Source organism: Mariniflexile maritimum (genome assembly GCF_009746565.1).
GTDB lineage: Bacteria > Bacteroidota > Bacteroidia > Flavobacteriales > Flavobacteriaceae > Mariniflexile > Mariniflexile maritimum.
This window is the reverse complement of record NZ_WRPN01000005.1, coordinates 222,732-236,056: the sequence shown is the minus strand read 5'-3', so window position 1 is coordinate 236,056 and position 13,325 is coordinate 222,732. Positions and strand designations below refer to the sequence as shown.

Below are 13,325 nucleotides of genomic sequence, written 5' to 3'. Positions count from 1 at the left end.
ATTCTTATTTTTTTAACCAGTTGCTAGAAAATTTGCAATCCCTAAAAGAGCCACTTACTTTTATATAGGTATCAAAAATTTTATCTTCCTGCCATTTTGCGATGGTATTTATCTTTTTTTCATCTAAAGCCAACTGTTTGATTTTCAAATAATCGCGTGCATAATCGGCTTCGTGCTGGTCGATTCTATCTGTAACCATTAAAATTTTAAACTTGGTTTTTCCCGTTCTGTCCTCCTCTTTTAAAACAAGACTGACTTCCTTATCTTTTAAATTTTGTATTTGGGCATATAATTCGGGGTCCATTCTGGTTAATTCAAAATTATAATCTTGCGTGGTTGGGTTTATCAATTGGCCCCCATCATTTCGGGTTTCCTTTTCATCACTGGCTTCCCTTGCGGCATCGGCAAAAGATATTTCACCATTTATGATACGCTGGCGAACTTTTTCAAGGCGTTCTTTGGCTTCCTTTATGGCTTCAACCGAAACTTTTGGCGATAATAATATGTGCGCAATATCGTATTCTTGACCCCTAATTTTATCACATTGAATGATGTGATAGCCAAATTCGGTTTCAAAAGGTTCGGATATTTCACCTTCTTGAAGTGAAAAAGCCACTTGCCTAAATTCCTTAACCATTCGGGGCTGCTTTCTGTTTAGGGTATATTTTCCACCTTTGCTGGCCGACCCCGGATCTTCCGAATACAGGATTGCCTTAGAGCGGAAGCTGGCACCATTCTCAAGTATGTCGGCCTTAAATTCCTTTAACCTGTTGATAACACGTTGTTTCTCTTCTTCGGTAACTTTTGGTTCGGCTACTATTTGTGCTACTTTAAGTTCGGTACCAAATGTGGGACGTTCTTCTTTGGGTATTTTGTCAAAAAAAGCACGAACCTCTTCGGGCGTTACCTCAACGTTTTCAATGATTTTAGCTTGCATTTTTTTTGCCAGTTCATTGCTTTTGTTGATTTCGAACATTTCGTCCCTAAATGATTTTTCATCATCTTTTTTGTAAAATGCCAATAGTTCCGGCATGGATTTACCGGATTGCGCTAAAAATTGCTCAATTTGATAATCGACATTTCTTCTAATTTCGGCATCGGAAACTTGAATACTGTCTTGTATGGCCCAATGGGCATATAGCTTGTCCTCTAGCAATTTCCCAAACAATTCGCAATCGGTAATGTCTTTTGAGTCGTAACCACCTGCTTCCAGTTGCAACCTGTTTTTAGGAATATCAGAATCTAAAATAATATAATCGCCCACTACGGCAGCAACGCCATCAACCTTTTTGGCGTTTTGGTTAGGGATGGAATCTTTTTTGGCGGGTGCTGTTTTTGTTGCCTGGTCGTTTAGTATTTCTTGTGCTGGGATAAGGTTTCCTAAGAACAAAAATGTGCCAATTACAAGGACCGATTTTAGGTTATTTATAAATTTCAAATTGTTTATTTTTAATAGCATCTTTAGTTATGTCTTTTTCTAATTCTCTAATCCGTTCAAGTTTTCTTTTATTAATAACGATCTGGTCTATTACAGGTTTTACATATTCTAAAGGCGCTGTGTCATTTCGAAGTAAAACATCATTAATTTGCATCAAATATACTCCTAATGAATCTTTGAGCTGTACAAAATTAGATTTTTTTAACAATTGGCTTTTGTTTTCGGGGGTAATGGCGGAAATTTTATTGACAACCTGACTCGCTTTTATCCAAATGGTATCGTTTAATGAATAGGATTTAAACTGAATGGACATGGCCTCCAAATCTTTTTTGTCCTTGGCATTAAAGCGTTTAAATTTTTGTTCGATGGTGCTATAATTGTTCATGTTACCGTCCAGATGAATGTACCTAAACTTTAACAGCTCTTCATTTAATTTAAAAACATCCTTATTGGCCTTGTAATAGGTTTGCGCTTCATCGCTTGTTACCGTGGTATTCATGTCTCTGTTTACCAACGCTTCAAGATAGGCTTTTGTATATAAATCATTTTTGTACTGATCGACCAATTTATCAAATTCGTCTTGTTTGGCTTCGTTCAAATTACGTTTGGCGCCATCAACAAATAGCTGTTGGGTTGCCCAACGGTTGATAAAGTTTTGAACCACCGAAATACTGTCTTCTTCAGGGGTGCCTTCAGAAACCAAATCTTTTATATCATCATAATACAAATAAGTGTCGTTTACGCGCGCTACTGGAACTCTATCGTCGGTTTTTTTAAAAAAATCGCAAGATGACATGCCTATTAAAAGTATAACATATATGATGGTTTTATTGCGCACTTGTTTATTTTTTTAGTTGGGACTTAACGTGTTTCAAAGCTTTTTGGTTTACAACAATTTTATATTTTTCGGCAAGTTCCTTGAGCCATTTTTCTTCCTTAAAAGCTTGGTAATCGCTTATAACCAACCCTTTGGCTTCCTCAAGTGTTTTTTGCGTTTCGGGCAATAGTTCCTTCACCTGCACGACCACAAAGCCATCGTTATGGTTATAAACAGGTGAGATTCCTTTTTTAAAATCAAAATTGGGTGGCAGGGCTTGGTGGGTGCTGTCCATAACATCTGTTGTAAAAATAACATCAATTTTATCATTGCTGTTTATTAATGATTTTATTTGATCGATGGCCATGCCTTCCTCTAAAAGCTTTGCTACTTTTTTTAGTGTTTTTTGGTCTTTTGAAGCGGCCACCACAGCATCAACGCGTTTTGGAAACATGTACTGTTGTTTGTGCGTATTGTAAAAATCGTTAATGGCCAATGAATCGGATGTGGCGGTGTTCCAAATGGTAGTTTCCATTAAATCGAACAACAACAAACCGTCTCTATATTCGGCTACAACATTTGCAAAGTCCTCATTTTCACTTTCCAAATTATCTTCTTGGTACTTTACCAAACTGGTGTTTAAAAAAGTATCATATTTTTTTGAGACCAAGGTTTTTAAATCTGTTGCACCGTCGCCATTGGACTGTGATGACAGCAAATAATCGCCAAAATCTTTATAGGTAAATGCCTTGTTACCAATTTTCAACAGCGGTCTATCTGCTTGAAAATTTTCGGGCAATTGCCAAGTTCTTTTAAAATAATCGTCATTTAAAATAGAAGTGAAATACTCTAAATCAGGCTGTTTTGATGGAACTTTATATTTTTCCTTCAGTTTTTTGTACAATGCTGCATCAATTAATTTTGAACGCTCGTCGCGTTTTACTTTTTCTTCCAACTCGGGCTTCATGTCTTCAAACGAAACAATGGGCTTTATGGCATATAACTTTACAATGTGCCATCCATAGGCGGTTTTAAAAGGTTGCGATACATCGCCAATTTGTTGCAAACCAAATGCCACATCCTCAAACTCTTTAGCGTTTAGTTGGCCCATAGAAAAAGGTGCCAATTTGCCCCCATTTGGTGCCGAATTCCCATCATCGGAAAATTGTTTTGCCAAGGCTTCAAAATCTTCACCCTGTTGCAGTTTTTTATAAATATCCTGAATTCTGTCCTGAGGTTTTTCAGCTAAGGAATCGCCCGCTTTTTCTACCACCATGATGTGTGCCACGGTACGCTCGCCCCTTGATTTTCGCTTATCAACCACATTAACAAGGTGGTACCCAAATTGCGTCCTGAACGGTTGCGAGATTTCGCCAACTTTGGTTTGATAGGCGGCATTTTCAAAAGGATAAACCATCCTAAAACCAGAAAACCATCCTAAATCTTCACCAAAAACCGTTTTTCCGTTGTGCACTTCTTTCCTAACCGTTTCAAAACCTTCGGTTAATGCCCTTTCCCGTAGTTTTAGGATGTTGTTATAGGCTACCAAGGTATCTTCCGGACTCGCATTTTCGGGGATTTTGATTAAAATATGGGAAGCCTTTACATCATTTGAAACCCTTTCATAAGCTTCCTGCACCAAGGCATCGCTTACTTTGGCGTCGGTTACAAAACTTTTTGCAAGTTGTTGCTTGTAGGTTGCCAATTCTCGAATATATGACGGTTTTTCCTGAAGCTGCAACGCTTTGGCTTCCTTTAATTTTAATTTATAGTTAGTAAAAAGCGTTAAATATTCATCCACATCTTTTTGCGATTCGTCCTGGACCAAATCCAGATTTTTATTATAGACCCTTAAAAATTCTGAAACATAAAAGGGGTCGTTATCGACAGTAAAAAGAACGTCTTTTTTAGAAGATTGTGCCTGGGCATTTACAATGAATACCGAGAACACCAATACAAACAAATACTTTAACTTCATTAGAAAAAAATTATAGGTTGCCACAAAAATACTAATATAAACCTTTTATGCAAGTTGCTTTAACAAACGTTTAAAAAGATAAATAATTGCGATTATTAAAATAGAATTTTTACCTTTCGACCCTATTATTTTTTTACCATGCGAACATTAAAATTGATATGGGATTTTCGGGGCCTTGACGCACACCTAACGGCGCAACACCACGAAATCCATTTAAAAGAATACATCCAATTAAAAAAACTGAACGTTACCATTACGGGGTTTGAAAATATAAACGAGGTTCATGCCATAGCCTTTATAGTAGTTGCTGAAACAGACATGATACCAATAAGGGATGCCCTAAAACCACACAGGGGGCAAGTTTACACGCCTTAAAGCTTATTTAACTTATAAAAAAACATGAATTTAAAACACAAAATACTGATAATCATATTTTTAACATTATCACAGTTTAATTCCGCCCAAAAAAAAACCAATCTTTTTAACGGAAAAAATCTGGAGGGTTGGTATGCTTTTAGTGCCGAGGACGGTAAACAAGAGGACGCTTCAAAATTATTTAAGGTTGAAAAACATCTCATTCGATTTTATGGCAACAAAGCGGGGTATTTGATGAGCGACCAAAGTTTTGGGAATTTTAAATTAACGGTGAAGTTTAGATGGAATACCCATGAAGCCTTTGCCAGAAAAAACGATAAAAAGAATAGTGGCGTTATGTATTTAGTGCCCCAAGATACGCCCGACATGCTATGGCCAAAAGGGTATCAATTTCAACTAAAAGAAGATGCTACCGGCGATTTTATAATGCTTCAAGAGGTAACTTTGGTTATTAAAGGCAGCAAAACCGAGGCCGGAAAAAGTGTGGTGGCCACCCGTTTTGCTGATGCCGAAAAGCCTTATGGAACTTGGAACACTTTGGAAATTACTCATGCAAATGGTACCATAACCCAAAAGCTTAACGGAAAATTGGTGAATGAAGGTAACGATGCGACCATTTTAAAAGGCCGAATTTTATTGCAATATGAAGGTTATCCCATCGATTTTCGAAAAGTAGCAATAGAAAATTTATAGGTTTATAATTATTGACCTTAAATATTATTGGTAAAATCCAATTTCAAACAAAAAGTTCTATTTCACTTTAAAATTTTACAATTGTGAAACTAAAACGAAGAAGAAAATTAGTAACCTATCTAAACATATTAGATCGTCCCATGCGATTTAACCCATTCGTATTTAGCCGTACGTTTTTATTATGGGCAATACTCGGTTTATTGGGCGGCCTCATAGCAGGTATTTATTGGATAGTTTTAGAATTTTTAACCCATAAAATTGCACTTTTTGAAGGCTTGCTTGTTATTCCCATTATGGCTATTTGCGGATTTTTGGCAGGATTGGTAATCCATTTAATTGGTGATCCCGGAGAAATACATTTAATCGTAAACAATATTCGATTCAATAACGGAAAATTAGATCCTAAAAATAACCCCTCCATGATTTTATCATCATTACTTTGTGTGGCATCCGGAGGAAGTTTGGGTCCAGAAGCACCTTTGGTACAGGTAACTGGTTCCACCGGCACTTGGTTTGGCAAAATTTTTAGGCTTAAAGGTGAGGAATTAAGATCTATGAGCATTGCAGGTATGGCATCTGGTTTTACCGCATTGTTTGGAGCACCCTTGGGTGGCAGTTTATTTTCACTGGAAATATTACATCACAAACATGCCGTGGAATATTATAAAGCAATTATTCCCGCATTAGTGGCAAGCAGTTTTAGTTACATAGTTTTCGCATGTATCGTACAACTTGGACTTGGTGCGGTTTGGAAAGTACCAATTTATGAGTACTCGGGTATTTTCGATTTTGCCCTGGCCGTTATTTTTGGCATTACGGCAACCACCATAGGTTGGCTATTTATTTATTGCACTAAATTTTTTAAATCTTTATTTGAAAAGCGCCCTATTCCTATTTACATAAAAACATTAGTAGGTGGGCTGCTATTAGGTATTATTTCCTATTATTTACCAATAACCCGATATTTTGGACATAACGAAATCAACACGTTACTAAACCACACCTACTCAATAAAATTCTTGTTTTTAATTTTAATATTTAAAATAATCGCAATTTCCATAACAGTTACCTCAGGTTGGAGGGGCGGGTTCATTATTCCTCTTTTTTTTGTTGGTGCAACCCTAGGGCTTATCATACATTACTTTTTTCCATCAACAAATCTTACGTTGGCCATAATAAGTTGCATGGCGGCCATTAATGCTTGTGTAACACGAACCCCCATGAGTACCACCATTTTACTGGCAACACTTACAGGTTTTTCATATTTCATTCCTATTTTGTTTGCCAGTTTAACAGGATATTTTTTAGCACCAAGAATCCCTTTTATAAGTTCTCAAATGGACAAAAAAACACTTAAACCCTAAAATCAATTATGAAACCTAAAATTGATGGGTTTGTACTTGCCATTATAACCGTTGTTTTTTTGGCATACTTTTTTCCTTATTTGGGCAGCAAAAATAGTCCCGTACCCTTAAACCTTATTGGAAGTATGGGTGTATCGCTAATTTTCTTTTTTTATGGGTTGAAACTAAGTCCTGCAAAGCTAAAAACAGGCTTAAAAAACTGGCAATTGCACCTATTGGTACAGGCATCCAGTTTTGTTTTATTTCCTATCATCCTATTGGCCGTTTACCCATTTATAAAAACCGAGAGCAACCAAACTATTTGGCTGGGTTTTATGTTTTTGGCGGCATTGCCATCAACCGTTTCGTCATCGGTAGTCATGGTTGCCATGGCGAAGGGCAATATTCCCGCAGCTATTTTTAATGCAAGCATTTCTGGACTTATCGGTATTGTGGTTACACCGCTTTGGATGGGTTTGTTTTTGCAGAAAACCGCAACCGATTTTAATTTAGGGACTATTTATATAAAATTGATTACCGAAATTTTATTGCCCGTAATTATTGGTATGGCATTGCAACGTTATTTAGGAGATTTTGTTAGAAAATACAGCTTACAACTAACGCTATTCGACAAATCCGTCATTCTTTTGATTATTTATAAAAGTTTTGCACAATCGTTTGATGAAAAGGTTTTTAGTGCTGTAAACCTAGTCGATTTGGCGCTAATTTTATTGGCGGTTTTGGGCTTGTTCACGGTTGTTTTTTTTGCCATTAAACAAAGTGCTGTTTTTTTAAACTTCACTATAGAAGACCGTATTACAGCCCAATTTTGTGGTACAAAAAAATCGTTGGTCCACGGCACGGTATTCTCCAAAATACTTTTTCACAACACGGCATCGGTGGGCGTTATCTTGTTGCCACTTATGCTGTTTCATTTTGTTCAAATATTCATCATCAGCATTTTGGCGTCCAAACTTGCTAAACAACATTAATTTTTAGAAATTGAATGATGCCTTCCTATCCTTGATTTCAGAAAGTTATAAATAGGGTAAAAAAAAAGGCTTCGATAGTTTCTACCAAAGCCTTTCGTATTGTAATTTCACGAAATTTATCTTGAATAATTTGGCGATTCGTTGGTAATGGTTACATCGTGCGGATGGCTTTCATTGATACCACTGGCTGTAATTTTTACAAACTGGCCAGTATTTTGCAAGGACGCAATATCTTTAGCACCGCAATATCCCATACCTGCGCGCAACCCACCAACAAACTGATGGATACTTTCGTATAAATCGCCTTTATAGGGCACGCGCCCTACGATACCTTCTGGCACCAACTTTTTAATATCATCTTCAACATCTTGAAAATAACGGTCTTTACTGCCTTCTTTCATCGCTTCAACAGAGCCCATACCACGGTACGATTTGAATTTTCGCCCTTCGTAAATAATGGTTTCCCCAGGAGATTCTTTTGTTCCAGCCAAAAGAGAACCCAACATGACCGTATCTGCACCTGCTGCAATGGCCTTGGGAATATCGCCGGTGTAACGAATCCCACCATCGGCAATAACGGGAACACCACTGCCCTTAATGGCTGCCGCCACTTCCAAAACAGCCGAAAACTGTGGAAAACCAACGCCTGCAACCACACGGGTTGTGCATATAGAACCGGGACCAATGCCCACTTTTACGGCATCGGCACCTGCTTCAACTAAATATTTTGCTGCGGCACCTGTTGCTATATTGCCAACAATAACTTCTAAGGTTGGAAATTTGGCTTTAATTTCCTTTAGAACACTTACAACGCCCTTGGTGTGCCCATGGGCTGTGTCAATTACTACGGCATCTACCCCGGCGTTCACCAAGGCTTCGGCCCTATCAACGGCATCGGCAGTAACGCCTATGGCCGCGGCAACGCGCAAACGTCCAAAAGCATCTTTGTTTGCCATGGGTTTTTGGCTTAATTTGGTGATGTCCCTAAAGGTAATCAACCCTGAAAGTTTATAGTGCTCATCAACAATAAGGAGTTTTTCTATTTTGTGCTTTTGAAGTATGATTTCAGCATCCTTTAACGAGGTCCCTACCGAAGCGGTTACTAGGTTTTTGCTCGTCATCACTTCAACGATAGGACGTTTTTTATCGTGTTCAAAACGCAAGTCCCTGTTGGTAACAATGCCTTTTAAAGTGCCTTCCTCATCAACAATGGGAATTCCGCCTATACCATATTCGGCCATACACTGTTTGGCATCTTTAACCCTCGCGGTAAGCGGTAATGTAACGGGGTCTATAATCATGCCGCTTTCGGCACGTTTCACCTTTCTTACCTTAATGGCCTGCGCTTCAATGGTCATGTTTTTATGGAGTACGCCAATACCGCCTTCTTGTGCCATGGCAATGGCCATTTTACTTTCGGTTACGGTATCCATGGCTGCCGAAACGATAGGTACGTTGATGGTAATGTTTCGGGTAAATTTTGATTGAATGTTGACTTCGCGCGGAAGAATTTCAGAATATGCGGGAACTAGTAGAACATCGTCGTAGGCTAAACCTTCTCCTACTATTTTATTGGTATGTGAAATCATGTTGCAATTACTGTTATAATTGCGTGCAAATATACACATTTTTCTGTTTGCTCGTGGAAATTCCTAGTAATAAAATAATCCATCTAACGTGGGTTGTTTATTGGACAGTAGGCTGCATCAACCTTCTCATAATCTGTAATATGATGGGTATTCAAAATTTACCATCGTCGCATACCACCACCTTCTCCCCTGCCACGTCTTGAATCGCGGTCACCGCCCATGTTCATTTTCTGTCCAGCAAAACGCCCAAATTTATAGGTAAAGTTGAGCATAAAATACTGCTCTAGAATTTTATTCTCTACATCTTGGATGGATGTTTCTGTTACCAGCCGTCTGTAACCATTGTTTTTACCAAGCATATCGTAGCCAATCAATGTTAGGGTTGCTTTATTGTCCCATAACTCAGCACCAAGTCCCACATTCCAGAAAATGGCATCCCCATCATAAGCATCGCCTACACGACTGTTATAACGATAGGAAATTTTATTGGACAAGAACACATTTTTTAAGAAAAAGACCGAGGCATCAAAATCTACATTTTGAACAAAATAGTTGTTATCGTTAAAAGTATCGGTATCGTAAACACTGGTGTTTGTTGAATAACTATAAGTACCGCTAAAATCCAATTTATTATCATAGGAATACTTAAACGAGACAGACGGTTTTATATTTGTGGTTTTTGCGGTAAACTTTATGGCATTTTGGATGGACAACGTGTTGCCGTACGACCCATTTATTCGCGCGTTTATATTGATGTTTGTTTTTTTGTTGTAAAATGATTTTGAAATGGCTGCATTGCCGGAAAACGAATAATCGCCATTTATGTTGGCGTATGTGGTATATTTATTCAAATCGTCGTCGGTAATGGTCGCGTTAATGATTTTATCCTGAACAAATTGCGCCTTGGCATTTCCCGTAATATTGATGTTGTGAAATGCCACATTGTTTTGGTACTCGAAATTAATATTATGGTCTATTTCTGGTTTTAAAAAGGGGTTTCCCACCCGTATATGGGTAATATTGCTAACATCCTCAACCGGTTGCAATTGGCTTACCGAGGGCAAATCGACCCTTTGGTTATAGTTTAAGTTGATGTTTTTATAGCCATTTTTATCGCGATAGCGCACCCTTGCCGAATAGGTTACATATTCAAAATCTTTTTTAAAGTTCCGAGCTTCCACAAGTTCATCTTCGTAATTTCTATAAGTATTCGTTAAGGCGCCTTCCACTTCAAAACGAAAATCCTTATAGTCATACCGCAACCTTAAAGCAGGCCTAATGGTTGTGGTAGAATATCGACTGTCTGAACTTAGAACTTCATTAAAATCATCATAGTCGTTGGTGGTTTTGTTATAATCATAAATGTATTTTTCATTATCTTGAGTATTGATACTAACATGGTATCTGGGAATGAGCCTGAAATTAGTAAACAGCTCTTTGCTCCACATTGCATTCAAACTGATGTTGTTGTTTGCGTTTTTTGCGTCGTTTATTTGATTTTGTACAATAGTATCGTTCTTTTTGAAGCGAATGTTTTCAGAATACTTTTGGGTATCGGAATGGCCCTTTTTAAAATCGGTCCCCAGTTCCACATTCAAATAATCCCTTCCTTTGCCCGTAATGGGAGTAATGCTGAAGTTGTTTGTAATTTGATAATTTGAAGAAGTTGTTTGGTTTGATGCTTTATAGGCACTTACCAAGTCGCCATTGGTTTCTTGTGAAAACCGATTGGATAAGGACCCAGAATCTGAATTTTCAACATTAAAATCGGTTTCATTGGATAATTGCACCTTGTTTCTTGACGCTTTATTTTTGGGTTCTATGATGAACTTTAAATCGGCTCCTCCTTGATGGCTTTCGGAATCGTTAAAACTACTGCTTTCAGAATCTGTAACGTAATTCAAATTGGGCAGAAAATTCTCGGTGTGGCTAATTTGGGCGTTATCGGTATTTTGGGAACTAAACCTGTAATTTCCATTGGTACGCGTTTCGTTCCATTTTCCCTTTGAAAAATTGGCACCCACAAAATCCGATTCTATATAGCCATTACTGGTATCGGTATCGGGCAGTGCATTAAAGCCTTTCGACATGTTAATATTGTTGGTGCCCGTAATCAAACCTAATTGCTTACCATCAATCAATTGGAACACATTGGCATTGGCTTGGTATTTTTCATCGGTACCATAGCCCACTTTAACATCGCCAAAAGTAGCCCTGTTTTTTCCTTTTTTTATGGTGAGGTTTATTTCCTTGGTGCCCGAATCGGATTCTTCGCCCGTAAACTTTTGCATGTTGCTTTTATAATCGGTAACCTGTACCTTGCTAATAACGTTACTGGGCAAGTTTTTTAATGCGATATCGCCCTTTTTTTCACCAAAAAACCGCATACCATCTACATTTATGGCTTCTACCTCCACCCCATTTACGGTAATGTTGCCATCTAGATCTATTTCAACCCCGGGCAGTTTTTTCAATAAGTCTTCGGCCTTATCGTTGGGTAGGGTCTTAAAGCTATCGGCATGATACTCGATAGTATCGCGTTTTATCAAAATTGGAGGCGCCTTCCCAATTATGGATACCACATTTAATTGTTCTATTTGGTCTTCTAGCACAATCGTTCCCAAATGCAACTGTTTGCCTTCGGGCACATTAATATCTTGTTTATAAGGCTTGTAGCCCAAATACGCAATCTTAAAGATAGCATTAGAATCGGTTTCGGTATTCACCTGCAATGAGAATGCACCGTTTTTGTTGGTAATGCCATACGCTATGGGAACACTATCCTTTATGCTTTGCACATATACGGTGGCGCCTTCCAAAAGGGTGGCACTGTGGTCTTTAACAACGCCTTCTAAAGTAAATTTTTGAGCGAACAATATGGATGAGGAAAACAGGACTAGAAGTAAAAATAACCTTTTCAATTTAATGGCTTAATAAGTTTGGAGTTTGACTTCCCACACCACGAAAGGTTTAATGTCTTAAATGTTAAAAAAAACTTAATGTCTTTACGAAGTTGGCTACTATTTTTTTTGAAGCAGTTGTTTAAGCACAATTACTACGGAAGCGGTAAACGTGGCGGTCATTAACACCCCAGAAAACATCACGATATAGGTCATCCAAAGCCATCCGCACCAAAGCAGATATAAGCCTCCAAAGGTGAGGACTACCGATAGAAAGGGCTCTAACATTAAAAAAAGTTTCAGTTTTTTGTTGAGCTTGGTTATGGACACTAAACTACCCAATAAGAAAAAAATAATGGACATGGACAAAATATGGTTATGCACCAAGGTAAGCATTTCGCGTTCACTTTTTTTAAAGTGCATCACTGTGGCGTTTTCATCATTTTCATTACCCAAATAATGCGCTTCAATACCATTCGGATTTGCAGATGATGTTTCGCCCACAAACAATAATCCGGTAAAAAAACCCATGCTTAGAACCACTAAAAAAATCCCGATTAATAATTTTAATTCTTTGGGAAGCGTTGTTATCAATCCGTTTAGTTGCATTTACAATATTTTTTTTGATTGAAGGATTTTTAAGGATTCCAATAAATTATTCATGGCATCGGTCATGGAACGCACCGAAATAGTGGCGCCAGAAATGGCCACAACAGTATCGCCATATCTTAATTGATCCGATGGTTTTTTACCAATAAATTGCTGCAACCACCGCTTACTGCCTATTTCACCGCCATAATCTTCGCGATAGGCAATTACCTTGGTTTTTAATATCACTTGGTTTTTATCAAGCAGCACCAAATAGTCAAACGCATCGGTTTTACTTGGGGCTTTCCCCATGTATGCATATCCAATTAACGCATTATTGGCTTTTAGGGCTATAAAATTATCCGTTTCAAATTTTGAAGGCAATTGTTTTTTAATCTCTGAAGACAACAAAATAGCACTATACGTGTAATTGCTTACCTTAAACACTTCCTTAATTTCCTTGTCAACTTTTTTGTTCAGGTCTTTTTGAATGGCAAAAGACATCAAAATTAAAGTAATGAATAAAAGTGAAAACCGTTTCATATCCATCTAGCAAAAGTATTGATTTATTGGTATTTGCCACAAACACACAAAAATTTATTCGTGTATTTG

11 protein-coding genes are annotated in these 13,325 nt (G+C 37.8%); 4 read left to right on the top strand and 7 right to left on the bottom strand.

Translation table 11 applies throughout. The annotated features are described in order from the left end of the window. Window positions 1-4 precede the first annotated feature (4 nt). The 3 genes from GQO80_RS09350 to GQO80_RS09340 are packed head-to-tail and all read right to left on the bottom strand — an operon-like array spanning window position 5 to window position 4,233. Entirely contained in the window at window positions 5-1,459 is a 1,455-nt protein-coding gene (locus GQO80_RS09350) for a peptidylprolyl isomerase (RefSeq protein WP_157208089.1), read from the bottom strand. Then, a complete protein-coding gene (locus tag GQO80_RS09345) occupies window positions 1,422-2,276 on the bottom strand; it encodes a peptidyl-prolyl cis-trans isomerase (protein ID WP_232333144.1) in 855 nt (284 codons plus the stop codon). The genes GQO80_RS09350 and GQO80_RS09345 overlap by 38 nt, the downstream gene beginning before the upstream one ends. A gap of 4 nt (window positions 2,277-2,280) precedes the next feature. Further along, the gene (locus GQO80_RS09340; RefSeq protein WP_157208088.1) at window positions 2,281-4,233 is read right to left on the bottom strand and encodes a peptidylprolyl isomerase; all 1,953 of its coding nucleotides are present in this window, start codon (window positions 4,231-4,233) and stop codon (window positions 2,281-2,283) included. A 138-nt stretch (window positions 4,234-4,371) separates the two neighbouring features. Here GQO80_RS09340 and GQO80_RS09335 point away from each other — a divergent pair, with 138 nt between their 5' ends. The 4 genes from GQO80_RS09335 to GQO80_RS09320 all read left to right on the top strand — a co-directional run bounded on the left by GQO80_RS09335 (window position 4,372) and on the right by GQO80_RS09320 (window position 7,636). Continuing rightward, window positions 4,372-4,608, top strand: a complete 237-nt coding sequence (locus GQO80_RS09335; RefSeq protein WP_157208087.1) for a hypothetical protein — start codon at window positions 4,372-4,374, stop codon at window positions 4,606-4,608. Between the two features lie 24 nt (window positions 4,609-4,632). Then, window positions 4,633-5,301 carry a 3-keto-disaccharide hydrolase gene (locus tag GQO80_RS09330; RefSeq protein ID WP_157208086.1) on the top strand — a complete coding sequence of 223 codons (669 nt, stop codon included), beginning with the start codon at window positions 4,633-4,635 and terminating at the stop codon, window positions 5,299-5,301. An 83-nt stretch (window positions 5,302-5,384) separates the two neighbouring features. Further along, window positions 5,385-6,665 (top strand): chloride channel protein, encoded by a 1,281-nt coding sequence (locus GQO80_RS09325; RefSeq protein WP_157208085.1) that lies wholly within the window; start codon window positions 5,385-5,387, stop codon window positions 6,663-6,665. 8 nt (window positions 6,666-6,673) lie between these two features. Next, a complete protein-coding gene (locus GQO80_RS09320) occupies window positions 6,674-7,636 on the top strand; it encodes a bile acid:sodium symporter family protein (protein WP_157208084.1) in 963 nt (320 codons plus the stop codon). A 116-nt stretch (window positions 7,637-7,752) separates the two neighbouring features. Here the strand turns inward: GQO80_RS09320 and guaB are convergent, their stop codons facing one another. The 4 genes from guaB to GQO80_RS09300 all read right to left on the bottom strand — a co-directional run bounded on the left by guaB (window position 7,753) and on the right by GQO80_RS09300 (window position 13,256). After that, window positions 7,753-9,225: an IMP dehydrogenase gene (guaB, locus tag GQO80_RS09315; protein ID WP_157208083.1), complete on the bottom strand. Its 1,473-nt coding sequence runs from the start codon at window positions 9,223-9,225 to the stop codon at window positions 7,753-7,755. A 158-nt stretch (window positions 9,226-9,383) separates the two neighbouring features. Then, window positions 9,384-12,146: an outer membrane beta-barrel protein gene (locus tag GQO80_RS09310; RefSeq protein WP_157208082.1), complete on the bottom strand. Its 2,763-nt coding sequence runs from the start codon at window positions 12,144-12,146 to the stop codon at window positions 9,384-9,386. Window positions 12,147-12,245: 99 nt separating this feature from the next. After that, window positions 12,246-12,734 (bottom strand): hypothetical protein, encoded by a 489-nt coding sequence (locus GQO80_RS09305; RefSeq protein ID WP_157208081.1) that lies wholly within the window; start codon window positions 12,732-12,734, stop codon window positions 12,246-12,248. Beyond that, window positions 12,735-13,256: an FMN-binding protein gene (locus tag GQO80_RS09300; RefSeq protein WP_232333143.1), complete on the bottom strand. Its 522-nt coding sequence runs from the start codon at window positions 13,254-13,256 to the stop codon at window positions 12,735-12,737. It lies immediately after the preceding gene. Between the last annotated feature and the right edge of the window lie 69 nt (window positions 13,257-13,325).

Excerpts from the sequence above, each read along its gene's own strand:
- GQO80_RS09350 (WP_157208089.1), bottom strand. The coding sequence starts at position 1,459 with ATGCTATTAAAAATAAACAATTTGAAATTTATAAATAACCTAAAATCG.
- GQO80_RS09340 (WP_157208088.1), bottom strand. The coding sequence starts at position 4,233 with ATGAAGTTAAAGTATTTGTTTGTATTGGTGTTCTCGGTATTCATTGTA.
- GQO80_RS09335 (WP_157208087.1), top strand. The coding sequence starts at position 4,372 with ATGCGAACATTAAAATTGATATGGGATTTTCGGGGCCTTGACGCACAC.
- GQO80_RS09330 (WP_157208086.1), top strand. The coding sequence starts at position 4,633 with ATGAATTTAAAACACAAAATACTGATAATCATATTTTTAACATTATCA.
- GQO80_RS09320 (WP_157208084.1), top strand. The coding sequence starts at position 6,674 with ATGAAACCTAAAATTGATGGGTTTGTACTTGCCATTATAACCGTTGTT.
- guaB (WP_157208083.1), bottom strand. The coding sequence starts at position 9,225 with ATGATTTCACATACCAATAAAATAGTAGGAGAAGGTTTAGCCTACGAC.
- GQO80_RS09305 (WP_157208081.1), bottom strand. The coding sequence starts at position 12,734 with ATGCAACTAAACGGATTGATAACAACGCTTCCCAAAGAATTAAAATTA.
- GQO80_RS09300 (WP_232333143.1), bottom strand. The coding sequence starts at position 13,256 with ATGAAACGGTTTTCACTTTTATTCATTACTTTAATTTTGATGTCTTTT.